At 71.8% G+C, this 25,804-nt stretch carries 29 protein-coding genes; 10 read left to right on the forward strand and 19 right to left on the reverse strand.

Going from position 1 to position 25,804, the window contains the following annotated elements; all coding sequences use genetic code 11:
- The first annotated feature begins 97 nt into the window (after positions 1 to 97).
- Positions 98 to 1,051 carry a helix-turn-helix domain-containing protein gene (locus tag A3IC_RS0102215; protein WP_020548426.1) on the forward strand — a complete coding sequence of 318 codons (954 nt, stop codon included), beginning with the start codon at positions 98 to 100 and terminating at the stop codon, positions 1,049 to 1,051.
- A 37-nt stretch (positions 1,052 to 1,088) separates the two neighbouring features.
- Here the strand turns inward: A3IC_RS0102215 and A3IC_RS0102220 are convergent, their stop codons facing one another.
- The 4 genes from A3IC_RS0102220 to A3IC_RS0102235 form a co-directional block, all read right to left on the reverse strand.
- Positions 1,089 to 1,901, reverse strand: a complete 813-nt coding sequence (locus tag A3IC_RS0102220) for an SAM-dependent methyltransferase (RefSeq protein ID WP_020548427.1) — start codon at positions 1,899 to 1,901, stop codon at positions 1,089 to 1,091.
- 196 nt (positions 1,902 to 2,097) lie between these two features.
- The gene (locus tag A3IC_RS52075; protein WP_158695776.1) at positions 2,098 to 2,604 is read right to left on the reverse strand and encodes a hypothetical protein; all 507 of its coding nucleotides are present in this window, start codon (positions 2,602 to 2,604) and stop codon (positions 2,098 to 2,100) included.
- The gene (locus tag A3IC_RS61720) at positions 2,594 to 3,682 is read right to left on the reverse strand and encodes a helix-turn-helix domain-containing protein (RefSeq protein WP_026217791.1); all 1,089 of its coding nucleotides are present in this window, start codon (positions 3,680 to 3,682) and stop codon (positions 2,594 to 2,596) included. Before A3IC_RS61720 ends, A3IC_RS52075 begins: the two co-directional genes overlap by 11 nt.
- 795 nt (positions 3,683 to 4,477) lie before the next feature.
- Positions 4,478 to 5,290: a class I SAM-dependent methyltransferase gene (locus A3IC_RS0102235; protein WP_026217792.1), complete on the reverse strand. Its 813-nt coding sequence runs from the start codon at positions 5,288 to 5,290 to the stop codon at positions 4,478 to 4,480.
- A gap of 232 nt (positions 5,291 to 5,522) precedes the next feature.
- Between A3IC_RS0102235 and A3IC_RS0102240 the strand changes: the two genes are divergently transcribed.
- Positions 5,523 to 6,335, forward strand: coding sequence for an SAM-dependent methyltransferase (locus tag A3IC_RS0102240; RefSeq protein WP_026217793.1), 813 nt, complete (start codon positions 5,523 to 5,525; stop codon positions 6,333 to 6,335).
- Positions 6,336 to 6,468: 133 nt separating this feature from the next.
- Here the strand turns inward: A3IC_RS0102240 and A3IC_RS0102245 are convergent, their stop codons facing one another.
- The 10 genes from A3IC_RS0102245 to A3IC_RS0102290 form a co-directional block, all read right to left on the reverse strand.
- Positions 6,469 to 8,772: an ABC transporter permease gene (locus A3IC_RS0102245; protein ID WP_106668759.1), complete on the reverse strand. Its 2,304-nt coding sequence runs from the start codon at positions 8,770 to 8,772 to the stop codon at positions 6,469 to 6,471.
- A 20-nt stretch (positions 8,773 to 8,792) separates the two neighbouring features.
- Complete coding sequence (locus A3IC_RS0102250) at positions 8,793 to 9,473, reverse strand: ABC transporter ATP-binding protein (RefSeq protein WP_020548433.1); 681 nt, start codon at positions 9,471 to 9,473, stop codon at positions 8,793 to 8,795.
- Entirely contained in the window at positions 9,470 to 9,994 is a 525-nt protein-coding gene (locus A3IC_RS0102255; RefSeq protein WP_020548434.1) for a PadR family transcriptional regulator, read from the reverse strand. Before A3IC_RS0102255 ends, A3IC_RS0102250 begins: the two co-directional genes overlap by 4 nt.
- Positions 9,995 to 10,168: 174 nt before the next feature.
- The gene (locus A3IC_RS0102260) at positions 10,169 to 10,960 is read right to left on the reverse strand and encodes a S1 family peptidase (RefSeq protein ID WP_020548435.1); all 792 of its coding nucleotides are present in this window, start codon (positions 10,958 to 10,960) and stop codon (positions 10,169 to 10,171) included.
- 199 nt (positions 10,961 to 11,159) lie between these two features.
- Complete coding sequence (locus A3IC_RS52085; protein ID WP_020548436.1) at positions 11,160 to 11,543, reverse strand: peptidylprolyl isomerase; 384 nt, start codon at positions 11,541 to 11,543, stop codon at positions 11,160 to 11,162.
- A 177-nt stretch (positions 11,544 to 11,720) separates the two neighbouring features.
- A complete protein-coding gene (locus A3IC_RS0102270) occupies positions 11,721 to 12,506 on the reverse strand; it encodes a TetR/AcrR family transcriptional regulator (protein ID WP_020548437.1) in 786 nt (261 codons plus the stop codon).
- Positions 12,507 to 12,517: 11 nt separating this feature from the next.
- On the reverse strand, positions 12,518 to 13,039 hold the full coding sequence (locus A3IC_RS0102275) for a DCC1-like thiol-disulfide oxidoreductase family protein (protein WP_020548438.1): 522 nt from the start codon (positions 13,037 to 13,039) through the stop codon (positions 12,518 to 12,520).
- Between the two features lie 5 nt (positions 13,040 to 13,044).
- Positions 13,045 to 13,500, reverse strand: a complete 456-nt coding sequence (locus tag A3IC_RS52090) for a hypothetical protein (protein ID WP_052173175.1) — start codon at positions 13,498 to 13,500, stop codon at positions 13,045 to 13,047.
- Between the two features lie 210 nt (positions 13,501 to 13,710).
- Entirely contained in the window at positions 13,711 to 14,922 is a 1,212-nt protein-coding gene (locus A3IC_RS0102285) for an FAD-dependent oxidoreductase (RefSeq protein ID WP_020548440.1), read from the reverse strand.
- A gap of 135 nt (positions 14,923 to 15,057) precedes the next feature.
- On the reverse strand, positions 15,058 to 15,510 hold the full coding sequence (locus A3IC_RS0102290) for a hypothetical protein (protein WP_020548441.1): 453 nt from the start codon (positions 15,508 to 15,510) through the stop codon (positions 15,058 to 15,060).
- Positions 15,511 to 15,659: 149 nt separating this feature from the next.
- Here A3IC_RS0102290 and A3IC_RS0102295 point away from each other — a divergent pair, with 149 nt between their 5' ends.
- The 5 genes from A3IC_RS0102295 to A3IC_RS0102315 all read left to right on the forward strand — a co-directional run bounded on the left by A3IC_RS0102295 (position 15,660) and on the right by A3IC_RS0102315 (position 19,638).
- Complete coding sequence (locus A3IC_RS0102295) at positions 15,660 to 16,268, forward strand: PadR family transcriptional regulator (protein WP_026217796.1); 609 nt, start codon at positions 15,660 to 15,662, stop codon at positions 16,266 to 16,268.
- Between the two features lie 224 nt (positions 16,269 to 16,492).
- On the forward strand, positions 16,493 to 17,110 hold the full coding sequence (locus A3IC_RS0102300) for an HD domain-containing protein (RefSeq protein WP_211232258.1): 618 nt from the start codon (positions 16,493 to 16,495) through the stop codon (positions 17,108 to 17,110).
- Positions 17,111 to 17,212: 102 nt separating this feature from the next.
- Positions 17,213 to 17,977, forward strand: a complete 765-nt coding sequence (locus A3IC_RS0102305; RefSeq protein ID WP_020548444.1) for a nucleotidyltransferase domain-containing protein — start codon at positions 17,213 to 17,215, stop codon at positions 17,975 to 17,977.
- 166 nt (positions 17,978 to 18,143) lie between these two features.
- Positions 18,144 to 18,938, forward strand: a complete 795-nt coding sequence (locus A3IC_RS0102310; RefSeq protein ID WP_020548445.1) for an SDR family NAD(P)-dependent oxidoreductase — start codon at positions 18,144 to 18,146, stop codon at positions 18,936 to 18,938.
- Between the two features lie 106 nt (positions 18,939 to 19,044).
- Positions 19,045 to 19,638, forward strand: a complete 594-nt coding sequence (locus A3IC_RS0102315; protein ID WP_020548446.1) for a DUF1349 domain-containing protein — start codon at positions 19,045 to 19,047, stop codon at positions 19,636 to 19,638.
- A gap of 79 nt (positions 19,639 to 19,717) precedes the next feature.
- Here A3IC_RS0102315 and A3IC_RS0102320 read toward each other — a convergent pair whose 3' ends face one another.
- The 3 genes from A3IC_RS0102320 to A3IC_RS0102330 form a co-directional block, all read right to left on the reverse strand.
- The gene (locus tag A3IC_RS0102320; protein ID WP_020548447.1) at positions 19,718 to 19,933 is read right to left on the reverse strand and encodes a hypothetical protein; all 216 of its coding nucleotides are present in this window, start codon (positions 19,931 to 19,933) and stop codon (positions 19,718 to 19,720) included.
- Between the two features lie 107 nt (positions 19,934 to 20,040).
- A complete protein-coding gene (locus A3IC_RS0102325) occupies positions 20,041 to 20,673 on the reverse strand; it encodes a YigZ family protein (protein WP_191864141.1) in 633 nt (210 codons plus the stop codon).
- Between the two features lie 242 nt (positions 20,674 to 20,915).
- The gene (locus tag A3IC_RS0102330; RefSeq protein WP_020548449.1) at positions 20,916 to 21,812 is read right to left on the reverse strand and encodes a LysR family transcriptional regulator; all 897 of its coding nucleotides are present in this window, start codon (positions 21,810 to 21,812) and stop codon (positions 20,916 to 20,918) included.
- Positions 21,813 to 21,958: 146 nt separating this feature from the next.
- Here A3IC_RS0102330 and A3IC_RS0102335 point away from each other — a divergent pair, with 146 nt between their 5' ends.
- Positions 21,959 to 23,221 carry an MFS transporter gene (locus A3IC_RS0102335; protein WP_106668761.1) on the forward strand — a complete coding sequence of 421 codons (1,263 nt, stop codon included), beginning with the start codon at positions 21,959 to 21,961 and terminating at the stop codon, positions 23,219 to 23,221.
- Between the two features lie 53 nt (positions 23,222 to 23,274).
- Complete coding sequence (locus A3IC_RS0102340; RefSeq protein ID WP_026217801.1) at positions 23,275 to 23,685, forward strand: VOC family protein; 411 nt, start codon at positions 23,275 to 23,277, stop codon at positions 23,683 to 23,685.
- Positions 23,686 to 23,698: 13 nt separating this feature from the next.
- Here A3IC_RS0102340 and A3IC_RS0102345 read toward each other — a convergent pair whose 3' ends face one another.
- Positions 23,699 to 24,388: a helix-turn-helix domain-containing protein gene (locus tag A3IC_RS0102345; RefSeq protein ID WP_020548452.1), complete on the reverse strand. Its 690-nt coding sequence runs from the start codon at positions 24,386 to 24,388 to the stop codon at positions 23,699 to 23,701.
- Positions 24,389 to 24,462: 74 nt separating this feature from the next.
- On the opposite strand from A3IC_RS0102345, the gene A3IC_RS52095 reads away from it, so the two are divergent.
- A complete protein-coding gene (locus tag A3IC_RS52095; protein ID WP_020548453.1) occupies positions 24,463 to 24,675 on the forward strand; it encodes a hypothetical protein in 213 nt (70 codons plus the stop codon).
- Here A3IC_RS52095 and tsaD read toward each other — a convergent pair.
- Positions 24,663 to 25,802, reverse strand: a complete 1,140-nt coding sequence (tsaD, locus tag A3IC_RS0102355; protein ID WP_020548454.1) for a tRNA (adenosine(37)-N6)-threonylcarbamoyltransferase complex transferase subunit TsaD — start codon at positions 25,800 to 25,802, stop codon at positions 24,663 to 24,665. The two genes, A3IC_RS52095 and tsaD, sit on opposite strands and share 13 nt — an antisense overlap.
- Positions 25,803 to 25,804 lie beyond the last annotated feature (2 nt).

Genomic DNA, 25,804 nt, shown 5'->3' on the forward strand with positions numbered 1-25,804 from the left:
GGCGGTTCGACCGGATTTCGACCGACCGGATCGACGGACACGCGGGTTCCGACTCGGGATAATGGCGCGCGTCGACACGCCCATTCCTGGAGCTCGCATGTCCGCCGACCGACCGGCCCGCGTCCCGTCGATCGCACCCGTGGTGTCCCTGACCCAGCAGAGCAGTCCGGCCGCCGCCGTGAAGGTCCTGGGCGCCACGCTGCGCAAGTTGCGACTGGACAACGGCAAGGGACTCAAGGACGCGGCCGAGGCGATTCGGGCGTCGATGTCCAAGATCAGCAGGCTGGAGCGGGGTGAGAGCCCGCCGCGCGCCCGGGACGTCTTCGATCTGGTCCGCTTCTACGGCGTCCACGACGAGCAATCCCTCTCCGAGATAGAGGAGTTGCTGAAGAAGGCACTGGAGCGCGCGTGGTGGAGCCACTACAGCGATGTGATGCCGGGCTGGCTGGCCCGGTTGATCGGCATGGAGGATGCGGCCACCAAGATCGACACGTATGAGGTGCATGTCGTTCCGGGCCTGTTGCAGGTGCCCGCGTACACCCGTGCGATCGTGCGCACCGGGCTGCCCCGCGCGGCCGAGGAGGAGGTCGAGCGTCGGCTCGAACTGCGGTGCCAGCGACAGGCGTTGCTCGCCGACGAGCGCCGTCCGGATCTGACCGCACTGTTGGACGAGGGCATCCTGCGGCGGCCGGTGGGTGGTCCGCAGGTGATGGCCGAGCAGATGCGGCACCTGTTGGCGGAGTCGGCTCGGGACCGGATCAACATCCGCGTCGTGCGCTTCGACCGGGCGGCCAGCATCACCCCGCCGTCGCCGATGACGTACCTGCGCTTCGCCTCGGGCGGACCGAGCGAGATGATCTACCTGGAACAGGCCAACAGTGCCACGTACTTGAGCCGACGCACGGACATCGACGCCTACCGGGAGATCCTGCTGCGGCTGTGGGCCGTGGCCGAGGACCGCCTGTCCAGCCAACGGATGTTGCGCGACGCCGAACAGCGCTTCGCGGCGGCCGGGCCGGACCCGGGCGAGGGTCGAACCCGGCCCGGATAGTCCGGCTCAGCCGTCGTGCCGGTCCTGGCTATCCCGGTCAGGGGATCCTGGCCAGGCCGCCGTATTCGATCCACTCGTCGGTCTCCTGGCGCGCGGTGACATGCGAGTCGGGTCGCCACGTGGAAACCTCGACCAGGCCCGGCTCCAGGATGGTCAGTCCATCGAAGTAGGCGTCCACCTCGGCGGGCTCACGGACCCGACCCCAGTTGTTCCCGGTCGCCTCGGCCATGAAGTCGCTGACTCCGTCCCGGATCGCCGGGTCGTCGCTGACCAGTTGGCAGATCACCATGAAGCTGCCGGAGGGCAACCGCTCGGCGACCCGGCGGATCATCGCGGCGGGCTCGGCCGATTCGGGCAGGCAGTGCAGGACCGACACGAACAGTGCGGCGACCGGCTCCTGGAGAAGGATCAGCCGTTTGACGTCGGGGTGCTCGAAGATGGCTTCGGTGTCGGTCATGTCCGCCTGGATCACCGCGGTGTTGTCGTTCTCCTCCAGCAACATCCGGCCGTGCGCCAACACGATGGGGTCGTTGTCGACGTAGACCACCCGGGCCGTGGGGTCCACGCCCTGGGCCACCTGGTGCACGTTCTCCCGGGTCGGCAGGCCCGATCCGTGGTCCAGGAACTGTCGGATCCCGTATTCGGCGGCCAGCACCCGTACCACCCGTTGCAGGAACGCCCTGTTGTTGCGGGCCAGTTCACAAGTGCTCGGAACGATCTTGAGCAGTTCCTCGCAGGCCGACCGATCGGCGGGATAGTTGTCCGTGCCGCCGAGGTACCAGTCGTACATCCGGGCCGCGCTGGGTGTGTCCACGTCGATCTCGAAAACGCGTTTGTCCCCGTGCCCCATACCGCCCCCTCGTTTTCGCGCCGGCCGGCCGTCACCGTCCCGGCGCCCACGGCCATGCTAGGTCCGCGGGTCGTCCGGGGGCAGGTACTCGTTCGAGAAGCGCCCATGCGGTTTCGCGGCGCGAAACGGGGGTGGCCGGGGGACGGCGGCGGGGAAGAACGGGTCGCGCGGGAGGGTTCGCGCGACCCGCGTCGTCTCATCGGTCGCGATGTCCGGACCCGGCGCGGTCGGGGCCGCGTTCGAGGGTCTTGACCACGTCGGTGGGCAGGCTGCGTTCGGCCGCCACCAGGTGCGCCGCCACCTCGGGTGGGCCGGTGCCCATCAGATCGGCGGTCGCGGTGAGTGTCAGGCCCAGGCGATAGTGCAGCATCACCGCGTCCGCCTGCGGCCACGGCAGCGCGTCGTGCAGGGAGTCCGGCGCGGACCCGGGCGAGCGGGTGACCGCTCGGCCCAGGATGCGCCAGGCTCCGGCGGTCGGATTCGGCCCGCGCAGGATGTCCGCCCAGTTCGTGGCCAGTTCCGCGACCGCCGACTGCACGGCCCGCTCGCCGCGGACCGGATCACCCACCCGCAGGTGGGCGTACTGCGCCCAGCGGGCCCGGTGCAGCAGGCAGAACGCGGCGAAGTCGAGCGGAGCACGGGACCGCCCGACGACCGCGACGCCTGCCATGCCGGGTCGGCCCGGAACCTGGTCACGGGACATCGGCACCGCCGGTACGGGCCGGGGCGTCCGGGTCGAGACCACCGCGCCGGGCGCGTGGGCCCCAGCCGGAGCCACCGGAGCGCGCGTACACCGCCGGGCCGGGCGCGCCGAGCATGGCGAACGGCAGTCCGCCGGCCGGGAATCCGGCGTCGCCGAGGCGGGTCAGCACGCCGTAGTGCACAAGGGTCCACAACCTGCGCACCACGTCCGGATGTGCACCCAGGCGTTCGACCAGGATCTCGGCGCCGACCCGATCGGGGATCAGCTCGCCGGCCAGGATCCGCGCCGGCGTGTCGGCGGTCAGCGGAGCCGCGCCCAGCGACGTTGGCGCGGGTCGACCGGCGGCCAGCCACAACCCGCGCAACATCGCCGCCAACAGCGCGACCAGGTCCCGCAGTTCGCGCCGGATGCCGTGATCGATACCGCGCGAACACTCCCACAGCGCACGCAACTCGTGGGCGTCGCCGCCCAGCTTGCCCACCAGCGTCTCGACCGCCGGCCACGACGCCCACACCTCCCCGGCCAGGATTCGGGCCAGAAACCCCTCGCTGATTCCGGCCTGCCAGGCCAGGTCCGCGACGGCGATCCCGTCGAGCCGGCGCAGTTCGCGCAACGCGGCGGCCAACCGCTCCCCCGCGTGCTGCGAGCAGGACAGGTCCTCGTCGCCCCCGGCATCCGCGCCGGGGTCCGCCCGGGCGCCCAGCCGCGCGGCCAATTGCGCCGACCACTCCGGGCGCGGCCGCGTCGCCGCGGCCGGGAGCGCCTCGCCCACCATCGCCCGATAGCGCTGGGTCTCCCCACTCAGCCGATCCGCGTACGCCAGGCGCACCCGCAACGGCTCGCGGGTCCGCTCGGCCTCCTCCAGCGCACAAGCCACTCGGCGCAGGATCTCCACGATGCCCGTCTCCAAGCCCCTCCGGTCGGCCGGCGCCGGCGTCCCGCGCTCCCGCTCGCGCACCCGCTGCGCGCGCCGTCGACACGTCGGGTCGCAGTACAGCCGCTTGCGGCCGGTCGCCATGCGCTGGGCGAAGCGCCGCCCGCAGGCCGCACACCTGGTGATGTCCCTTCGGGCGTTCATCCCCTGGTTCTCCTTCCGGTTCCGGACGAGGCGGTCACGGGATCCGCCGGGTCCGCGGTACGCACGCACCTCACCGGCGGCGCCTCGGTGCGCGGCCGGAGCAGGGCGTCCGTAATCTCCGCACTCCCCGTTGTTTCTCCGGGGAGAAACCACGGAATGGTACGTTCGGGAATCGTCGGAGGCAGTCGGAAAACCCTCCGGCGGATAACTCGATCAACATGTGCGATTCCTTGATCGTGGTCCCCGACGACCCCGGAGCGGTGACCGCCGCCCGGGGTCATTCGTTGTTCCGGAAGCTACTCCCAGACTTTCCCGGACATCAACGAATCCGCAGAAATGCAAATGCACGGAGACTGGCCCCGAGCACCGGAAACGATCGAGGACGTCCTGGCGATCCGACGGTATCGACCGGTCGACGCACCGAGAACCGCAGGCCCCGGGGCATAAAAGCACACACGCGAACAGGACCCGATCGGAAAACGTCAAAGCCGCGGAACGGCCCGATTTCCCCGCCCATCATGGCCCGGACGCCCCGTTCATCGAATCCACCCTCCCGGGTGACACCCATGCAATTGCATATGCAAAAGGACGACCTCACCCCGCGCCCGGAAATCCCGACAATAACGACACCCGTTCCGCCCGACACGCTTCCGGGTCCGCTCCGGCGCATCCGCGCCACCGCGCCGGCCGCCCGCGCGCACGCGGGCCGCGCGCACCCGCGAACGCGCCGATCACCGAAAGGTGACCCCGGGCCGGGCTCGTCGGCCGATAGGGCCCGCCCGCCGGCCGCGCCGCTCAGCCGTGCGCTCGCCCCGGCCGCCCGCCCCGGATCGCCCACGCCCGCGCGCCGAGCACGATCGATCCGTCCGCCCGGGTCGGCACCGACGCGCGCAGCGTCTCCCGCAGCCGGTCCCGGTCCGGCCGGGACAGCGCGGCCACATACCCGGGAGCGGGCCCCTGCCCGGCCAGGAACGGCTCCCACAGGTCCGCGAAGCCGGCGAATCCGGTGGCCACCTCGATCGGCACGACCGCCACGTCCGCCAACCCGGCCCGCTCCCAGCACGCCCGCAGCCGATCGGGGCGGCACCGCGCGAACCGGCGACCCTCGTCCCACCGCTCCGCCGCCGGATCCACCGCGCCGGCGGCGGCCCAGAAGTACCGCAGGAACCCCATGCCCTCGGCGTAGTCCCACACATACCCGGCCACCGTCCCGCCGGGCCGCACCACCCGGGCCGCCCGGGCCACCGCCGCGGCAGGCGCCGGCAGGAAGTTGAGCACCAGCCCGCTCACCACGACATCGCACGCCCCGTCCCGAAGCGGCGGCGCCATCGCGTCGGCCACCACGAAGCCGGCCGGCGCGGGCACCTCGGCCCGGGCTCGGGCCACGAAGGCGGCGGACCGGTCCAGCCCCAGCACCCACCCGGGTCGACACCGCGCCACCACGGCCGCGGTCAGCGCACCGGTGCCGCAGCCCGCGTCCACCCACCGCAGCCCCGGCGCGGCGTGCAACCACGCCACGAACTCGGCCGCGACCGCCCGACTCCATCGCCCCATGTACCGCTCGTAGGCGTCCCCGGCCGCCCACGTGTCGAACCGTTCCTCGGTCATCCCTCCACCATCGCCGACCCGGCCCGGACCGGCCACAACGGCGCCGGCCGCGAGCGGGCGACCCGGGCGAACGGCGATCGTCACGCGGCCCGACACGCCCGCGCACCGCGTCCGGCCGATCCGCGCCGGCCTGGCACAATGGCTCGGGAATCGGTTCGATCGCGCCGGTCGGCGTCGCCTTTCCATCGGAACGCGCCGGGTGAACGGCGTCCAGGGAAGAGGAACCACCCCCGTGAGCGAGAGTCGCCCCGCCGAGAGCCCGCCGACATCGAACCAGGACGTGGCGCACAACGCCCGAGTCTGGAATCACTGGTTGGGCGGCAAGGACAACTACCCGATCGATCGCAAGGTCGGCGACCACGTCACGGACATGTTCCCCTCGATCGGCGAAGTCGCCCGGGCGGACCGCGACTTCCTGGGCCGCGCGGTGCGGTTCCTGGCCGGCGAGGCGGGTGTGGACCAGTTCCTGGACATCGGCACCGGACTGCCCACCGCCGACAACACGCACGAGGTCGCCCAGCGGGTGAACCCCGCCGCGCGGATCGTGTACGTGGACAACGACCCCTTGGTACTGGCGCACGCCCGCGCCCTGCTCACCAGCACCCCCGAAGGCGCCACCGACTACATCGACGCCGACGCCCACCATCCGGACGCGATCATCCGGACCGCCTCGGCGACGCTGGACTTCGAGCGGCCCGTCGCGGTGATGCTGCTGGGCAGCCTCAACTTCATCCTGGACACCGACACGGCCGTGGACATCGTCCGCCGGCTGATGGACGCGATGCCGGCCGGCAGCCACCTCGTGGTGACCCACCCCACCACGGAACTGGGCGGCGAGGGCAACGTCGAGGCGATGCGCTTCTGGAACGAGAACGCCACACCGCCGATCACCGCCCGCAGCCGTGCCGAGTTCGGCCGGTTCTTCGAGGGCCTGGAGCTGCTCGAACCGGGCATCGTCTCCTGCTCACGCTGGCGCGCGGACTCCCCCTCCGGTGAACTGCCGCCGGTGGTACCGCAGTTCGGCGCGATCGCGCACAAAGCCTGAGCGCCCGCCACACACCCGCCGCCCCGGGCGTCCGCATCCGCGGCCACCCCGGGCCCGGCGACGGCGGCGCCGGGCACGGAAGCCCGTGTCCGGCACGCCGCGAATTCGCTTCCCGGAGCCCGCCCGCCGGCACCTACTCCGTGCGCAGCCCGTCCGGGCGCATCAGCCGCCACAGCGGCGGCAGGCTCAGCACCGTGACCAGCAGCACCACACCCGCGGCGATCCCGCTCATCAAGGCCATGCCGCTCCAGTCCACGGCGAACGGCCGCGTCACCATTTTCAGCAGCGCGGCACCCAGCCCCACGCCCGTGACCGCCGCAAGCAGCAGTCCCAGCGCGACCGGAACCGCCGTCTGGCACAGGATCGACCAGCTCAGCGTGCTGCGCCTGGTGCCGAACGCCACCAGCACCGACAACAACTTCCGCCGCTCGCGCAGTTGTTCCAGCATGGTCACCAACAAACTCGCGCCGATCAGCAGCAGCACCACGGCCGTGCCGATGAACAACGCCGTGCGCACGTTCGCGAAACGCCGCGATTCCCGGGTCCAGGACAGGTCGTTGACGGTGGACAGCGGGTCGACCCGGGCGGCGGTGTTACGGACCAGGTCCCGAGCATCCGGGACGGTCGGGTCGATCCGCACATGCAGCGAGTAGGTCAGGTTCCGGGTCGCCGCCGCCGGCACCGAGCCAGGCGTCGCCAGCACCCCGTCGTACAACATCCCGCTCGCGTCGACCCGACCCGGCACGGTCACCGCGGTCGCGGGAATCAGCCACGGTGTGCGGGACGCGGGCAGCCCCGTCATCCCATAGGACGGATCGATGACCACCTGCCGTCCGGCAGCGAGCTTCATCCCACCGACGATGCGGTCCGACGACCCGACCGGCTCGATGATGAAGGAGTCACCGTCCGCGCAGCGATCGATCCGAGCCAACTCGCGCAGTGTGTCGCACGTCCCGATGGTCAGCGACGCGCCCTCGGCGGGATTGTCGGCCCGGTCGCCGATCCGGGTGCCCGCGCGCCCGAAGGCGCTGCGAACCCCCTTGGTCTGCCGGATCCGGTCGGTGATCTCGGTGACCCGGTCACCGCCGAGCTGTCCGTTGGACGTCACCGACATCTGCGCCCGGCCGGGATCCTGGCCGGTCTCTTTGACGTAGTCGTTCTCGATGCCCATGAAGAGCATCTGCAGGGCGATCGCACCGGCCACCGCGACCGCGATGCCGTTGATCGAGCGGGCCGCCGAACCGCTGCCCAACTGGAGCCGGCGCACAGCGAGTTGCCACGGCACCCGGCCGCCGCCGAGCCGGGCCACCACCGCCTCCACCAACCACGGCAACAACGCGGTCACGCCGAGGAGCAGGAACACCGTGCCACCGATCACCTGCCCCCGGTTGAACTCCCCGGCATCGGCACCCCGACGGATCAACGGGAGGAGCAGGGCCACCCCCACGACCGGCAACAGCAGCCGCCACCACACCCGGCGCCGGGCCGGTGTACCGGTGCGCACCACGCCGAGCGGCTCGATCATCACCGAGCGCAGCGCGAACAGCGTCACCGCGACGGCGGCGGCCGGCACCGCGAGCGCCACCAGGACGACCGGCGGCAGACTCGGATCCAGATCGCTGGGGAAGATGCTCAGGTCGAACGCCGCCGCCACATCGGTCATTTGTCGGCCGATCAGGAAGAAGCCAAGCCCGAAGAGCAGCCCGAACAACGATCCCGCGAGCGCCTCGCCGGCCGCGATCCATCGGGTGGTCCGGGCATCCGCACCGACCAGCCGCAGCGCCGCCAGCCGTCGGTCGCGCCGCTCGCCGCCGAATCGCACGGCCGTGGCGATCAGCACCGCAACCGGCATCAGCAGCACCACGAACATCACCACGACGAGCAGAAGCAGCCGGGGGTCCAGCTTTTCCGCGGGAAAGTCGTTGCCGAACGCGGTGATCCGGACCACCGAACTCGATTCCCCGGTGAGAGCTTCACTGCCGAGGTAGAAGGCCAGGTCGTCCGGCCCGATCAGGCCCCGTTCGGCGATCCGCCCGGCCGTGCGGTAGGGCAGCCGCTCCTTGAGCAGCGCACCCCGCTTCGAGGCGAGCAGGTCGGCCAGGGCTGGTGAGACCACCATCTCGCCCGGGGCCGGCAGCCGGCTCAGCCCCGGCGGGATCGGCGCCCGCGGGCCCTCGGCGCGCAGGGCCCGGCCGCGGATCTCGTCGCCCTTGTACGTGGTGTCGATCGTGCCGACCAGCAGGGTGTTCTCGGCGGCCTGCCGAACCCGCCCCGCCAGTTCGTCCCGGCCGCGCCCTCGGTCGTCGCGCGCGCCCAGCGCACCGGGTATCGCGGTGGTCAACAACAGCAGCGCCACGCCGAGGCCGACCCCGACCGCGGTCAGCAGCGTGCGGGTCCAACCCTCCCGGCCGCCGGTGACCGCGAAGCCGACGCCCATCCTCAGATCGCGGAACACGTTCACGTGGCACGCGCCATGTCCCGGGACCTGCCGTCGCGGACGACGATCTCACGGTCGGAGTAGGCGGCGATCCGGGATTCGTGGGTGACCAGCACGACCGCGGCCCTCGTATCACGGGCGGCCTCGATCAGCAGTTTCATGACGCGTTCCCCGTTGAGCGAGTCCAGCGCGCCGGTGGGCTCGTCGGCGAAGACCACACGGGGGCGAATCACCAGAGCCCGGGCCACCGCGATCCGCTGGCCCTGGCCGCCGGAGATCTCGCCGGGCCGTTTGCCCGCGAGGTCGGCGACCTCCAGTCGCTCCATCCACTCCCGCGCCTTCGTCTCGGCCTCCTTGCGCTTGACCGCGTTCAGCCGCAGCGGCAGCGCGACGTTCTCCAGGCAGGTCAGCTCGGGTACCAATTGGCCGAACTGGAAGACGAAGCCGAAGTCGCTCCGGCGCAGCGCGCTGCGTTGGGTGTCCGACATGGCGGTCAGGTCGCCGCCGTCGTAGCGGATGGTGCCGGAGTCGGGGCGGACGATGCCGGCCAGACAGTGCAACAGGGTGGACTTGCCCGACCCGGACGGGCCCATGATGGCGACGATCTCGCCGGCGCCGACGGTGAACTCGGCACCGGCCAGCGCAGGTGTCGCACCATACGTCTTGTGCAGCTCGTGGCCGCTGAGCAGGGTGTCGATCACGTGCGGATCTCCTGGGTGAGTTCGCTGAGACGGGCGGTGGTCAGTTCCAGCCACCGCAGATCCGCTTCGAGGTGGAACAGCGCGTGGTCGCAGATCAACCGGTCGCTGAGGTCGCCGTCGAGCTTTCGCCGGGTGAGGTCGCGCATCATGCGCAGGTGTTCGGCGCGTTGGGTGTCGAGGATCTCGTTCGCGTCCCGGCCGGTGAGCAGCGCGAGCACGACCTTGGTGTAGAGCGTCGACTGGAGGTAGGGCTCGGGTTTCTCGGGTTGGCCGAGCCACTGTTCGACATCGGTGACGCCGGCGTCGGTGATCGAGTAGCGCTTGCGTTCGGGGCCGCCGCTGGTCTCCAGGCCGTCTATCTCCACGAGCCCGTTCTTCAGCAACCGCGACATGGTCGAGTAGACCTGGCCGTAGGCGAGCGAACGGTCTCGGCCGAAGCGCTCGTCGAAGCTGCGCTTGAGGTCGTAGCCGTGGCGGGGGCCGGACTCCAGGAGCCCGAGCAGGGTGTGTCCGATTGACATGCCGAGGACTATACACAGCAGGTATACCCAGTGTGTATAGCGAGATCGCACGAGGGCGCGCCGCCCATCGGCGGCGCGCCCTCGTGGTAGTGCGCGCGCTCGTTCGACCGCCTACCGCGCGGCCGCCGGTTGCGAACCACCCGGCCGTGGATCACCGGGTGTTGTCGCCTCCGCTCAGAGTCCGAGGCCCTTGATCACGGCGCTCGCCCGGGTGAACACCGACTCGGGTTGCTCGCCCGTGCAGTACTTGTTGCCGGTGGACACGATCCCGATCAACTTGCCCTTCTCCACGAGCGGCCCGCCCGAGTCGCCGCGGCAGATGCTGGTGCCGGGGTTGTCGGCCGGCGCCTGGCCGCACACCCGGGTGGTCGGGCTGTCCGTGGGGAACGTGTACGGCTCGCACTGCGCCAGCGGCGAGAGCACCAGGGTGGTCTGCTTGAGCCGCGTGGTCGTCGCGCCGCCGTCCGTCTTGCCCCAGCCGTAGGCCATCGCCTTGTTGCCGACCTTGTAGAGCGCGTCGTCCTCGGCTCCGGCGATCGGCAGCGGCTGCCGGCTCAGCGATCGGTCCAGGTCGAGCACGGCGGCGTCGTAGGTGAGCGTGCCCGGCTCGAACCCGGGGTGCACCCTGCTCTTCGTCACCTTGCGCGTCTGGCCGCCCGTACCCGCCAGATCCAGGCGCCCGGCGACCACCGTGATGCCGGTCGGGTCCGCCAGGCCGTGCACACAGTGGGCCGCGGTGAGCACCTTCTTCGGGGCCACGAGCGTTCCACCGCACAGTTGTTGGCCGTCGGCGGTGAACAGGGCCACGGCGTACGGGGCGGCGCCGGCGGGTGCGTCGGTACCGAAGCGCACGGCCGAGGCGGGTGCCGCGCAGACGCCGATGGCGGCGAGTGCGACGGCCGCCGCGCCGAACATCCTCACCGACGCGCGTCCGTGGGAGTCCTGCTGCTGCCGAGTACGAATCATCTCGCGATCCCTTTCGATCGGACGGCCGTGCGACGGGGGCGCTCGGCGGAGCCGAAGGCCCTACCCTTTGCACGCGCGCGGTCGCCCTGCGGATGCATCCCCTTTCGCGCGGGCCCCATCCGTCCACCGGGCGCACTTCCGTCGAACGGGTTCGACCGGGTTCGTCCCACCCAGCCGGGTCGAGCAGCCGCGGGCCCGGTCAGTCCTCGTCGACGAAGCGGGCCGGGCGGGTGGCCACGAGCTTGATGATGTGGAAGCCGTACTGGGACGCGACCAGGTCGCTGAACCCGCCCGGGCGGAGCTTGACCAGGGCCTCGGCGAACGCCTCGGCATAGTCGTCCTCCCGCCCCCATCCCAGGTCGCCGCCGTTGGCCGCGGACAGCGGATCCTTGGAACGCTTCCGGGCGATCTCGCCGAACCGGCCCGGGTCCCGGGCGAGTTCGTCGAGGATCTGCCGACCCTCGCTCTCGGTCTCCACCGCGATGTGCAGGGCGTGGTATTCCAGCGCGTCGGACAAGGTCGCTCCCGGGTCGTCGCCACCCGGCGCGCTCGGGCCGAGCGCGGTCACCGAGTTGTCGATCATGTGGATGATAAGGCCGCCCCACGGCGGGCCGGGCCCACCCCGAACACGACGCGCGGACCCCGCGTGACGTCGAACGGGACCGATCCGCCCGGCACCCACCGTCGCCCACCTTCGGGTGCCGCCTCCGTCGACCCGCCCGGGTCGGTGGAGGCGGACCACGCGTGGCTCGCCGTCGGCCTATCGGCGAGCCGCGGGCGCCTCGGACGGCCCGCCGCCCGCCGTCGGCGCGGCGCCCTCGGGCACGATGTAGTCGCGGATCAGCCGTTCGGCGTCGCGCACCAGCGGACGGAAGACCTTGTATCGGGACAGCGAGATCACCCGCTCCACCATCGGCGTGGTGCGGGCGACGAACGCGCGCGACTTGGCGCACTCGGGCGAGCGGTCGTAGACCCAGAAGAGCACGATGCCCATCAGATGCAGCCACAACAACTCGGGCAACAGCTCGGCGAGTTCGTCGTCGATGCGGAGCGAGGAGCCGCGCAGCACATCGGCGAACAGCGCGGTGACCTGTTCGCGGATCGGATAGGACTCGGCGGAGAACGGGCTGAGCGGGCTCTCCGGGTCCGCGGCGTTGCGGAAGAACTGCACCGCGAACGCGTGGTACGGCTCGGCGACGTCCAACCACGCGGACAACACCACCTGGAGCCGGTCGCCGAAGTCGCGGACACCGCGCAGGTCCTGCCGGCACCGACCGATGTGCTCGTGGGTGACCTGGTCGTAGAAGCCGTGGATGAGGTGCTCTTTGGAGCCGAAGTAGTAGTAGGCGTTGCCGACCGAGACGCCGGACTCCTGGGCGATGGCCCGCATGGTGGTCTTGTCGTAGCCGCGCTCGCGAAACAGCCGCAGCGCGGTCTCCAGGATCAGAGACCGCGTCTGCTCGCTCTTGCCGGGTCGACCGCCCCGGTCCGGCGGGTCGCCCTTGTCGGCCGGGGTCGATGCGTCGGTGTCTTCCACGTGCTCCACGACAGGCAAGGTTAGTGCGCGATCTCGCACCGGTCGTCACACTCGACCACCGTCCACGGTTCCCGGTAGGGATCCGCGTACGGATACGGGGGAAGCGGTTCGCTGCGGGTGACCGCCCGGATCCGGGCCGCGGCCAGCACCGCGGCTCGGGCCACCGGCATGCCCATGGGCGTGGCGAGCCGGTGCGACAGGCCCCGGTAGGCCCGCAGCGCCCACGCCACGGTGACCCACGCCGCGGCCCCCGACCACACCTCGCCGCCGCCGCCCACGACGGTGAGTTCGCGCACGGTCGCGGCGTGGTCGAGTTCGGGGAAACGGTTGTGTGCCCGGGGCGAGTCGGCCGGGAGCAGATCGACGGCGACCAGGGTCTGCTGCCGGGCGATCCAGTCGGTGAGCGCCGTGCACAGCGGGCAGTCCGCGTCGTAGAGGACGGTGAGCCGGCGGATCGGAGCCGGCGAATCGGGGTCGGGGGAGCCGTGCCGGGCCGTCCCCTCCGATCGGCCCGGCACGGTGTTCTCGGGTTCGGCGACCATCGGGATCAGACCCCGGGCGCCGGGCGGGTCGTGCCCTGCGGGTGCACCGGCGGCATGAGGTCGCGGCCGGAGACCTTGTGCGCGCGGCGCGCCCCGCCGGCGCGGTAGGACTCGTCGTCGAGACCGCGCTGCCGGATCCGGTTGAGCACGTAGACGTTGAGCAGGTGCAGCACGCCCAGGACCAGCAGCACGGTGCCCAGTTTGACGGACAGCGCCTCGACCGAGTCGCGGGCGTTCTCGACGGTGTCGCCGACCTTGAGGTAGAGCGCGACGAAGCCGAGGTTGACGAGGTAGAAGCCGACCACGAGCAGGTGGTTGACGGCGGCGGCGAGCTCCTCGCGTCCGTGCAGGACGTCCCGGAGGAAGACCTGGCCGCTGCGGCTGAGGGTTCGGGCCACCCAGACGGTGAGCCCGATGCTGATGGCCAGATAGATGGCGTAGGTGACGACGGTCATATTCATGACCCGGCTCCTTTTTGAACGTGTTCAAACCAGCCGACGTGCGTGACTGTAGACCTGTTTTTGAACACGTTCAAGTCGTTCTCGGGCCGACGCCGGATCCCTGGACCGAAACGGCGAAACCCGTCGACTGCCACGCGAGTGCGGGGCAATCGACGGGTATTGGCCAACGTGCGGCGGGCGGACGTGGGGGGCGGCGTCGCGGCGGGCGGGCTATCCGATCACCGGCGCGTCCCAGTCGATGTGGTGGCGCTGGGCGAAGCCGAACATCTTCTCCGAGGTGAGGAACGTGCGCGTCATGATCGGCATCAACAGGCCCATCATCGCCTTGGCCACCGGGCCGGCCGACTTGTCGGCGTTGGTCTTCGCGGCGTCCGCGGCGATCTTCTCGGTGCGCGGACGACGCAGCCGTTCGTACGCGGCGAACGCCGCCGTCGGATCGTCGATGTCGCGTAGGCAGCGGGCGAGTTGCACGCCGCTCTCCATCGCCAGCGAGGCGCCCTGGCCGGAACTGGAGGACGGCGCGTGCGCGGAGTCGCCGACCAGGACCAGTCGATCGCGATGCCAGCGCGGCAGCGGCGGCATCAGTTCCATCGGGCCGGCGACCAGAACGCTGTCCGCGGTGGCCTCGCGCAGCACCCGTTCGGCGGGCACGTCGCCTCGGTGTGCCTCGCGCAATCTGCGCAGCCACTCCTGGGCCGGGATCGCGCGGGCCTCGGCGGTGGTGATCGGCTCGTGCGGCAGGTTGCAGAACAACGCGATGCTGCCGTCGCTCTGCGTCCAGTAGCCGAAGAACGAGCGTTTGCCGAAGGCGAAGTGCATGGTGCTCGGGCGAGCCTTCGGGTCGCCGTCGCCGGGAACGTAGTCGCCGACGCCGAATCCGAGCAGGCCGACGTATCGCGGTTCGGGGGCGGCGGGATCGATCAGCGTGCGGACGGTGGAGCGGATGCCGTCGGCGCCGATCAGGATGTCGGCGCTCGCGGTGGTGCCGTCGTCGAACTCGGCGGTGACGCCGGTCGGCGCCTCCCGCACGCCCACCAGCCGCTTGCCGTGCTCGATCCGGATGCCCCGGGAGATCGCGTGCTCGTGCAGTACGCGGTGCAGGTCGGCGCGCCGCACGGTGCGGGTGGGCGGCAGGTCGGACAGGCCGGCGGCGGTGCCCAATCGGCGACCCCGGCCGTTCTCGAAGGCCATGTCCGCAGTCGGTTGGCCGATCGCGCACACCGCGTCCTCGGCGCCGACCACCCGCAGGGCGTCCAGTCCGTTGGGGGCGATGTTGAGCACGCCGCCCGCGGCGTCGGCGCTCGCGGTGTCGGCGTACGCCTCGTACACGGTGGCCTCGATGCCGGCCCTGCCCAGGGCGGCGGCGGTGACCGGGCCGGCGATGCCGCCTCCGATGATCATCGCGGTCTTGACGCGGGTCATGTCGTTGCTCCCGAGGTGAGTGGTGGCGCGGGGTGGAGTGGGGTGGTGGATCCCGCGCCGAGGCCGGGATCCGCGCGGATGGGTGCCGGGGGTCCGGAGCCGACCCGCGCTCTCGATGACGGCGCCAAAGCGGGGTCAGCGGGTGCGGGCCGGGTCGGCGACGGTGGGCAGGTCGCCCTCGCGGTGGGCACGCCGGACGTCCTCGACGTAGGCGCGGCTGAACATCGCGGACAACACCGCGACGCCGCCCCGATGGACGCGCACCTCGCCGTGGTCGATGTGGCCGACCAGGCGGATCACCCGACCCTTGGCGGCGCCCGGGCGGGCGGCGTCCTTGACCCGGCCTCGGCCGGTCCAGCGCAGCCCGTCCTGCTCGACGACCGCGTCGTCGGCGACCAGCAGCTTGAGCATCGCGTGGTCCAGGTCGACCCGGATCTCGATGTCGCCCTCGTCGATCCGCGGCGAGCGCAGGTCGAGCACGGCGGCGGCGCGGCGCTCGCGGACCTCGAACGAGGTCCCGGTCGTCCAGTCGCCCAGGCGCTTGGTGGTGGTGTGGTCGGCGTGGATGCGAATCGGGGTGGTGGTCATGGCGATTCCTCTCGGTCGGTGGCGCTTCGGCTGCGGCGGTGGGGGTTTCCGCCGCTCGCTGCCGACAACCGAAATAGTGGCATGGCGACTAGTGTCTTGGCAACTAGTCTCACTGGAGCTAGTTGCCGGGAATCCAGTAGGCTGGCCGCATGACGACGACTTTCCGCAGATCGCCGCTGGCGCTGGCGCTTTTGGGCCTGCTCTACCGCGAGCCGATGCACCCGTATGCGATCCAGCAGCGGATCAAGCAGTGGGGCAAGGACAAGGTCGTCAACGTGGGTCAGCGCGCGTCGCTGTACAAGACGATCAATCGGCTGCGCGAGGCCGACCTGGTCACGGTGCGCGAGACGGAACGCGATCAGCAGTACCCGGAGCGCACGGTCTACGAGATCACCGAGGCGGGTCGGGCGGCGTGCCACACGTGGATGGCCGAGATGCTGGACACGCCGCGCAACGAGTTCCCGGAGTTCCCGGCCGCGCTGTCCTTCCTCGCGCTGCTCACCCCCGAGACCACGCGCGAGTTGCTCGCCCGCCGTCGGGACCGGCTCGCCGCCGACCTGGCGGCGCTCGACGCGGACGCGGCGAGCGCGTCCGGGTTCGCCCTGCCACGTGTGCTGATGCTGGAGGACGAATACCTGCGCGCGGTCACCGCGGCGGAACTGGCCTGGGTGGAAGCGGTATCGGCCGACCTGGCCGAGGGCCGGCTGACCTGGAGCCAGGACTCCCTCGCGGCATTCGCCGAGTCGGCGACGGAGTAACCCCCGAACGCGCCGATGCCGCTTCCGTCGCCCTGGCCGGTCGACGGCGGCGACGGCACCGGGTCGCCTCCACCGCGGTCGGGTTCGGCCGGAGCGGATTGCATATCGTGGAGGCGTTCGCGATCTTCACCGCGCCGCGCGCCGGCGGTCGGCTGCCGCCCACCGCGTCGGCAGGGTGGTGCGGCGGTCCGGACGCCGCCCGACCGTTCGACCGAGGAGTTGCCTTGTCCGGTGTCCCGCTGTTCCCGCCCACCGACGCGCACCTGGCCGCGCAGATCGGCTTCGTCCTGGAGATCGACCGGCTCAAGGGCGTGGTCCGGCGCAACCTGATCGCGGACGCGTCGCGGCGCGAGAACACCGCCGAGCACTCGTGGCATCTGGCCATGCTGGCCGGCACTCTGGCCGAGCACGCCGCGACCGAAGTGGACGTGGCGCGGGTGATACGGATGTTGCTGGTCCACGACCTGGTCGAGATCGACGCGGGTGACACGTTCTACTACGACACGGTCGCCGAGGCGGACCAGGTCGAGCGCGAGCAACTGGGCGCGGCCCGGATCTTCGGCCTGCTCCCCACCGAACAGGGCGCGGAACTGCGGGCGTTGTGGGAGGAGTTCGAGGCCCGCGAGACCCCGGACGCGCGCTTCGCCAAGGCCGTCGACCGGTTCCAACCGTGCCTGCTCAACTTCCACACCGAGGGCGGCACCTGGCGTGAGTACGACCTCACCCGCACCGAGGTGCTGGCCAAGCAGGGCGGCACGATCGCGGACGGCTCGCCGTCGTTGTGGGCCTACACCCTGGAGCTCATCGACGAGGCGGTCGCCCGCGGCTACCTGCGCCCCTGACCGGCGCGCCCGGACCGGATCGACGGGCCCGTCGGCCCCGGCGGGGGCGGGCCCGCGGCCTCGCCGATCCGCTCCGATCCGGGTGCGTTATAGCCTGCGATCATGACCAGTGACGCATCCTTCACCACCCACGTCACGGAACGACTGGCCGCGCTGCCCGGTGTCGCGGCCGTCGCGCTCGGCGGATCGCGCGCCCAGAACACCCACCGCCCGGACAGCGACTGGGACTTCTCGGTGTACTACCGGGACGGGTTCACCCCGGACGCGGTCCGCGGCCTGGGTTGGCCGGGCGAGGTCTGCGAGTTCGGCGCCTGGGGCGGCGGGGTCTTCAACGGCGGCGCCCGGTTGACCGTCGAGGACCGGGCGGTCGACCTGCACTATCGCGAACTCGCGGACGTAGAGCGGCGGTTGGCGCACGCGCGGGAGGGTCGGTTCGAGGTCGAGCGGCTGCTCTTCCACTTGGCGGGCGTGCCGACCTACCTCGTGGTGGCCGAACTCGCGGTAAACCGGGTGCTGTTCGGCGAACTTCCGCGCCCCTCCTACCCGCAGGCGCTGCGCCGCGCCGGACACGCCCGGTGGAGCGACGACGCGCGGCTGACCCTCGGCTACGCGGACCGGGCGCATGCCGGCCGCGGCCACGTCACCGACGTGGCGGGCGCGATCGGCCGTGCGGCATGCGAGGCCGCGCACGCGGTGTCGGCCGGCCGCGGCGAGTGGGTGACCAACGAGAAGACTCTCCTGGATCGCGCGGGCCTGCGCGGCGTCGACGAGATCGCGGCCCGGCTGACCCCGTCGACGCTGTCCACCGCGATCGCCGAGACCGGCGCCCTCCTCGACGCGGCACTGACGGCGAGCCGGCCCGACTGATTCGGCAGGGCTCCACGTACCACCCGGCTCGTCGGGTCGCCGCGATCCATCCCCTCGCGGCGACCCGACGACCCGACCACCACCGCGCCGATCGAGTCGCCGCCGCACCGAACGCCACGACGGATTTCCGCCAGCAATGACCTTTCCGCGAAGCAATCATTGAGCCATGAACTTGAACCTGAAGAACAAGGTCGTCGTGGTCACCGGTGGCAGCAAGGGCATCGGCCTGGCGATCGTGCGCGGCTTCGCCGAGGAGGGCGCCCGAGTCGTCGCCGGCAGTCGCACCATTTCCCCCGAACTGGCCGCGCTGCGAGCCGAGTTCGATGTGCTCCCGGTGGCCGTGGACCTGGCTCGCCCGGATGGCCCGGCCGAGTTGGTCCAGGTCGCCGTCGACGCGCACGGCGGCCTGGACGTCCTGGTCAACAACGTCGGCACCGGTGCGCCGACGCCCTCGATCATCGAGGTCGAGGACGCCGAGTGGCAGCGGATCTTCGACATCAACCTGTTCAGCGCGGTGCGCGCGACCAGGGCCGCGATGCCGGCGATCCTCACCCGGGGCGGCGGCGCGGTGATCACCATCAGCTCGCTGAACAGTCACCTGCCGGCGGCGTCGCTCGTGCACTACTCGGCCTCGAAGGCCGCGCTGAGCTCGTACTCGAAGTCGCTGGCCGAGGAGTTCGGCCCGCAGGGCGTGCGGGTGAACACCGTCTCGCCCGGGCCGGTGCGCACCCCGCTGTGGACCGATCCGGGGCAGTTCGCCGACATGATGGCCGCATCCGCCGGGACCACCGCGCAGGTGTTCATGGACGAGGTGTTGCCGCAGGCGATGGGTGTGCTCACCGGTCGCGTCTCCGAACCACAGGAGGTCGCCGACGTGGTGCTGTTCCTGGCCTCGGAGCGGGCCGCGAACATCATGGGCGTGGACTACATCGTCGACGGCGGCATGCACAAGGCGATCTGACCGTCCGACGAGCCGGCCGAAACGATCTCGGCGGCGAGGAGCGTTCCGGGCCCGATCGCTCCGAGCCCGCCGAAATCGTTGCGGCGGCCCGCACTACGCTCGGCACATGGGCACCAAGGATGTGGGCTGGGACGACGCACGCTGGCTCAATCCGCCGAACACGGCCGAGCGGGTCGGCACCGCGCTCGTGGTGAGTCCGCATGCCGGCGCGGACTTCTGGCGGCAGACCTCGTACGGCTTCACCCGGGACACCGGGAGCGCGCTGCTGACGGAGCTGCCGCCGAACACCTCGGTGGAGGTGACCTTCGACGGCGACTTCGACGCGCTCTACGACCAGGCCGGCGTCTTCGTCCGCGTGGACGAGCAGACCTGGGTCAAGGCCGGAGTCGAGGTCACCGACGGCGCGTTGCACGTGGGCGCAGTGGTCACCCGCGGGGTGTCCGACTGGTCGATCGCGCCGGTACCCGAGTGGGCTGGTCGCTCGGTCACCGTTCGGGTCAGCCGTACCGGCGACGCGCTCACCATTCGGGCGCGCGCCGAAGACGACCCGTGGCGCACCATCCGACTCGCACCGCTGGCCCCGGATGCGCCAACCTTCGCCGGGCCGTTCTGTTGCTCGCCGGAACGCACGGACCTGCGGGTACGTTTCACCCGCTTCGTGGTCGGACCCGCCGACGCGGGACTGCACGAGAACCCGTGAAACCGACCGTTTCGTCAGCGCAGCCCGACGCCCCGCCCCACCCGGGCGGTGGCACCGAAGCCGGCCGGTGGCACCGAGGTCAGGCGGTGCCCGCCGATGGTGGGACCGTCACGCCGTGTTCGCGGGCGGCATGCAGCGCTTCCTCCAACTCGTCCAGCGCGGGTGACAGCGCGTTCGTATCGTGCGCGGCACTGGCCTCGGACAACACCGCACGGGCCCTGATCACCCGTTCCCGAACGACCCTGACGACCTCCGCCTGGTCGATCGCCGACTTCTCGTCGTATCCAGCCGTCATCACTTCCTCATTTCACGCAGCCCCGTGCGAGCACCCATGTATCCCTTGGTGTTCCGATCTGAGGCGCGTTTCAACCGGCCTCGGCGTGCACCGGCGCGAGAAGTGCGTCAAGAAGTGTTTCGGGAGGCGTCAACCTCGACGAATGTGCGCCCCGTCTCCCGGGCGCTCGCCCGGCCGCCGGTCAGGTCGGTCAGCCGGGCCGTGAAACGCTCCCGATCCGGCTCGGGCACACACACGTCGATCGCCACCTCGGCGCCGTAGCGGATGTCGCGCACCTCGTGACCGAGCCCGCGCAGGTCGTTCTCCAGTCGGCCGGCGTGGGCGTGATCGACGTCCACGGTCAGCACCAGCATCGGCCGCAGTTCGACCACCCCGACCGTGTCCACCGCCTCGGTCACCGCCGAGCCGTACGCCCTGATCAGGCCGCCGGCGCCGAGCATGATGCCACCGAAGTAGCGGGTCACCACCGCGACCGTCTCGGTGAGTTCACGACGTCGGAGCACCTGGAGCATCGGCGCGCCCGCCGTGCCGGACGGTTCGCCGTCGTCGTACCCCTTCTCCTGACCGCCGGCGATCCACGCCGAACAGTTGTGCCGCGCGGACGGATGCAGCGCCCGACGTCGGGCCAGGAACGCCTGCGCCTCGGCGTCGTCGGCCGCCCGCGCGACGGCGCACAGGAAGCGCGAGCGCCGAACCTCGATCTCGACCTCACCCTCAGACTTGATCGTGAGCAGCGGCATGACCAGGTCCTTCGGTACGAGATCGGTTGACGGACCCACGGTATGGCCCCTCGGGCGGCTGTGCGGCCGAGGCGGGCGGCCCGGCCGATCCGGACCGGGCGAGGACGCCGATACGGACATCGTTCGAAGACATCGTTTTGTCGATGGATCGTCACATCCGATCGGATCGGCTTCGGTCGGGCCGGCTCCGATCAGGTCCGGGCGGGTCAGGTCCGGGCGGGTCAGGTCCGGTCAAGGCCGGCTCAGGCGGCTCGCACCGACCGTCGGGTCGACGCGGCGACGAACGAGCGCAGCAGATGCGTCTCGTGCCCGGCCCGCCAGGCGAGCGTGACCGCCGACTCGGCCAGGCCGGTGACCGGCACGAACGCCACGTCGGGTCGCCCGTTGTAGCCGGCGAACTGCGCGCAGAACAACAGCACGCCCAGGTCGGCGGCGATCAACGACAGCACTTCCTGAAGGGTGCCCGCGCTCGGCCCGTGCAAAATCGCTCGGCCGCCCGGCGTCGTCGTCGGCGACTGGAGTTCGCGCCAGCGCGCGGGCGCGGGGCCGGCGATGTCCACGAACGTGCACTCGGCCAACTCCTCGGCGCCCACGTGCTCGCGGGCCGCGAACGCGTGCCGGGTGGAAACCCCGAGCACGAGCGGGTCGGCGGCGACCACCGGACCGGTGCGCAACGCCGGGTCGACCACCGGCAGGGTCACGAAGGCCGCGTCGATCTCGCCGCGCAGGAGTGGGCCGAACGGATCCGACAGCGGCGTCTCGACCAGGTCGGCGCGCGCCTGTGGGTGATGGGCCCGGAAGTCGCCGACCAGGTCGAGCAGGGTGCCGTAGGGCGTACCGACGAAACCGACCCGCAGGACCCCCTCGATGCCGCGGGCGCGCGCCCGGGCCCGGTCGATCGCGTCGGTGATCCCGCCGTACGCGGGCCGCACCTCGGCCAGGAACAGCTCGCCCTGCGGGGTGAGTCGGACCCGGCGGCTGTTGCGCTCGAACAGCCGGGCGCCGATCCGCTCCTCCAACTGCCGCAACAGTTGACTGACCCGGGCCTGCGACGTGTAGAGCCGCGCGGCGGTACGGGTGAAGTGCAGTTCCTCGCTCAGCACGACGAAGCACTCCAACTCGCGGAACTCCACGCTCATCCGCGCTCTCCTCCCCCTCGGGTACCGGCTCGATCCCGCCCTCGCGGGCAGCCGCCGGACTTCGACCTGCGAGCATAAGCGAGGCTTGTGCTCGCATGCGATCTCGGCCGTTGTTCGGGGCCGGCACGCCGGCCACGCTGGGCGTCATGTCCAACCCAGTCGTCGACACCGCTTCGACCGCTTCGTCCACCCCCGATTCCGGGCCCGCCGGCGCGCCCGGATCCGCTCCCGAGATAGCCGGCGCCCGGTCCTGGCTCGCCGTCACGGCCATCGCCGTCGGCACCTTCGCGGTGGTCTGCACCGAGATGCTCCCCGTCGGCCTGCTCACGCCCATCTCACACGGCCTGCACGTATCCGACGGCAGCACCGGCCTGGCCATCACCCTGGCCGCGGTGGTGGCCGGCTTCGCCGCGCCGATCGTGCTCGTCGCCGCCGGTCGGGTGGACCGACGAATCGTGTTGGCCGCGATGATGTTCGTGCTGCTCGCCGCCAACACGATCAGCGCGTTGGCGCCGAACTTCGCCACCCTGCTGGTCGCGCGGGTGCTCGTGGGCACCAGCATCGGCGGCTTCTGGGCGATCGGCGCGAGCCTGCCGGTGCGCCTGGTGCCCGCCCGATCGGTCGGCCGGGCCGCCGCGGTGATCTTCGGCGGAGTCTCGGTGGCCTCGGTGGTCGGGGTGCCGATCGGCACGATGATCGGCGAATGGGCCGGGTGGCGCGTCGCGTTCGCGGTCATGGCCGGGCTCAGCGCGGCCGTCCTGATCACCCTGTTGCTGCTGCTGCCGCCGCTGCCCGCCGAACGGGCCGTGCGACCGCGCGAGCTCACCGCGCTGCTGCGTCGGCGCACCGTACTCACCGGCGCCACCGGACTGATCCTGTTGGTCGCCGGGCACTTCGGCGCCTACACCTACGTCCGACCGATCCTGGAGGAGGTCGGCGACCTGGGTCCGGGGCCGATCGGCGGGCTGCTGCTCGGCTACGGCGTGGCGGGCGTGGTGGGCAACTTCGTGGCCGGCGCGTACACCGGGCGCGCTCCGCACGGCACGCTCGCGGTCGCGGCCGGGCTGCTCGCCTGCTCGGTCGCGGTGCTCGCACTGTCCGGGTCCCGGACGCCGGGCACCGTGACGGCGATGCTCGCGTGGGGTCTCGCCTACGGCGCGGTGCCGGTGGGCCTGCAGGGGTGGCTGCTGCGGTCGGCGCCGGACGCCCCCGAGGCGGCATCGGCGGTATTCGTCACCGGGTTCCAGCTCGCCATCGCGCTCGGCTCGCTGCTCGGCGGCGCCGCCGTGGACGCCGTGGCCACCTCCGCGGTGTTGTGGTGCGGCGGTGTCCTGGCCGCGGCGACCACGCTGCCGGCTCTGGCGGCGGCGCGCCGGGAGCGCGGACGGGCATCCACGGCGCGCGGGTGAACACGTCCGATTCGTTCAAGAGCAGGACCGCCGGCGCCGGCTAGCGTGGAGGCATGACTTCTCGTGCGTTTCGTTTCCACTTCATCGGGCTCGTGGTCGCCGACATGGCCGCGTCGCTCGCGTTCTACCGGGCGCTCGGCCTGGACATCCCCGCCGAGCACGACGCGCTCCCGCATGTCGAGGTGCAGTTGCCCGAAGGGCCGCTGCTGGTGCTGGACACGGTCGAGACGGTCCGCTCGTTCGCCCCCGAGTGGACCGCGCCGACCGGCGACCACCGGGCCTCGCTGGCCTTCGCCTTCGCCGATCCGGCCGAGGTCGACAAGGTGTACGGCGAGCTGGTCGCGGCCGGGTACGCCGGATATCGGGCGCCGTGGGACGCGTTCTGGGGGCAGCGGTACGCGGTCCTGCACGACCCGGACGGCAATGGCGTCGACCTGCTCGCGCCACTGCCGAACACGCCCTAGCGATCGCCGGTGTTCAGCCCGACAGCAGGGTGCGCAGCGGCACGCCGGCCAGTGCCTTGACATCCCGGGCGAAGTGGGCCTGGTCCGCGTAGCCGGCGACGGCGGCGACCCGGGCGGCCGGGACGCCGCCGCGGGCCAGGCCCAGCGCGCGGTCCAGGCGCAGCACCCGAGCCAGCGTCTTGGGCCCGTAGCCGAACGCGGTGAGCGAGCGGCGGTGCAGTTGCCGCTCACTCAGGTTGACCTCGGCGGCGACGGTCGCGATGTCGGCGCCGGCCCGCAGTTCGCCGACCACGGCGCCGGCGAACCGGGCCGCCGCGGCGTCGTGCTCGCGCAGCCGCTCGGCGGCCAGATGTTCGAGGAAGGCGGCCGGATCGGCGGCTGCGGCGATGCGTTCGGTCAGCACCCGCACATCGCGCCCGCCCCACACGTCGGCCAGCGGGACCCGTCGATCGCGCAGCGGGTGGGCCGGGAGCCCGAACAACGCGGGCCCGATGCCGGGCGCGCAGCGCACCGCCGCGTAGCGCGTTCCCGGCGTGTTCTCGACCGGATGCGCGACGGTGTCGGGGCCGGCCACGATCAGCTCGTCACCGGACCAGATCAGATCCATGCAGCCGTCCGGCAGCACGCGAGCGGACCCGGCGATCTGCACCGTGCGGGTCCAGACGATCAGCGGCGCCAGGTGGGAACGACGTTCGACGTACACGGTCCCAGTATCCCCGGGGCGGACGGCGGTACCGTGGGGTGTCAGGACGCGCGGCTCGAAAAGGGCAGGGGCTCATGAACATCGAAGAGCAGCAGGGGCGGCAGCCCGCGGCGAACGAAACTCCCGGCGATGGCGTCGAGCAGGCCGCTCGGGCCGCCCGCTGGGGCAAACTGCCCGAGCGAGTCGAGCCCGCCGACCAGGTCGAGGAACTCCCGGCCGATCCGCCCAACGACCCCGAGTTCGGCCGTGATCCGAACAACGACTGGCTGCTGCGCTACGCGCCCTGAGCCGCCGGCCCGGGGCGATCGGGCGCCGGATGCCGCGGGTGCGGCAGCAGCGCGGCATCCGGCGACTCGGCCGAGATCGCCACGGGGTGCAGGCGCGCGTATTCCAGGGGTGCGGACGGGTCGATGGACACGTCGAGCGGAGCCGGCGCGACGCCCGCGCGGAGCAGCAGGTCGCCGACGGCGGCGATCATCGCGCCGTTGTCCGTGCACAGGCGCGGCGGCGGCACCCGCAGCGTGATGCCCGCGACGGAGCAGCGCTCGGCCGCGAGCGAACGCACCCGGGAGTTGGCCGCGACGCCGCCGACCACGACCAGGGTGCGCACGTCGTGCGCGGTGCAGGCGGCGACGGCCTTGCGGGTCAGTACATCGGCCACCGCCTCCTGGAGTGCGGCGGCACCGTCCGCGACCGGCAACGCGCCGCCATCGGCGCGCGAGCGCTCGGCCCAGCGGGCGGCGGCGGACTTGAGGCCGGAGAAGGAGAACGCGTACGGGTCGTCACGCGGGCCGGTGAGTCCGCGCGGGAAGGCAACCGCGCGCGGGTCACCGTCGCGCGCGGCCCGGTCGATCGCCGGCCCGCCCGGGTAGGGCAGGCCGAACACCCGGGCCACCTTGTCGAAGCACTCCCCCGCCGCGTCGTCGAGGGTGTCGCCGAGGTGCACGATCGGGTCGCGGGCGAGGTCGCGCACGAGCAGCAGCGAGGTGTGGCCGCCCGAGACGATCAACACCACGCACGGATCCGGCAGCGGGCCGTGTTCGAGGGTGTCGGCCGCGACGTGTCCGGCCAGGTGATGCACTCCGTACAACGGCACGTCCAGCGCGAGCGCGAATCCCTTGGCTGCGGCCACGCCGACCTGGAGGGCGGTGGCCAGGCCGGGACCGGTGGTCACCGCGACCGCGCCGATGTCGCGCCGGCGCAGGCCGGCCGAATCCAGTGCGGCGCGCACCGTCGGGGTGATGGCGTGCACGTGCGCGCGGGCCGCGATCTCCGGTACCACACCGCCGAATCGGGCGTGTTCGGCCATGCTGGTGGCCACCGCGTGGCCGAGCAGACGGCCGTCCCGGACCAGGCCGACCCCGGTCTCGTCGCAGGACGATTCGATGCCGAGGACGATGGGTGAGGCGGTCATGG

The organism is Embleya scabrispora DSM 41855, from assembly GCF_000372745.1.
Classification (GTDB): Bacteria; Actinomycetota; Actinomycetes; order Streptomycetales; family Streptomycetaceae; genus Embleya; species Embleya scabrispora.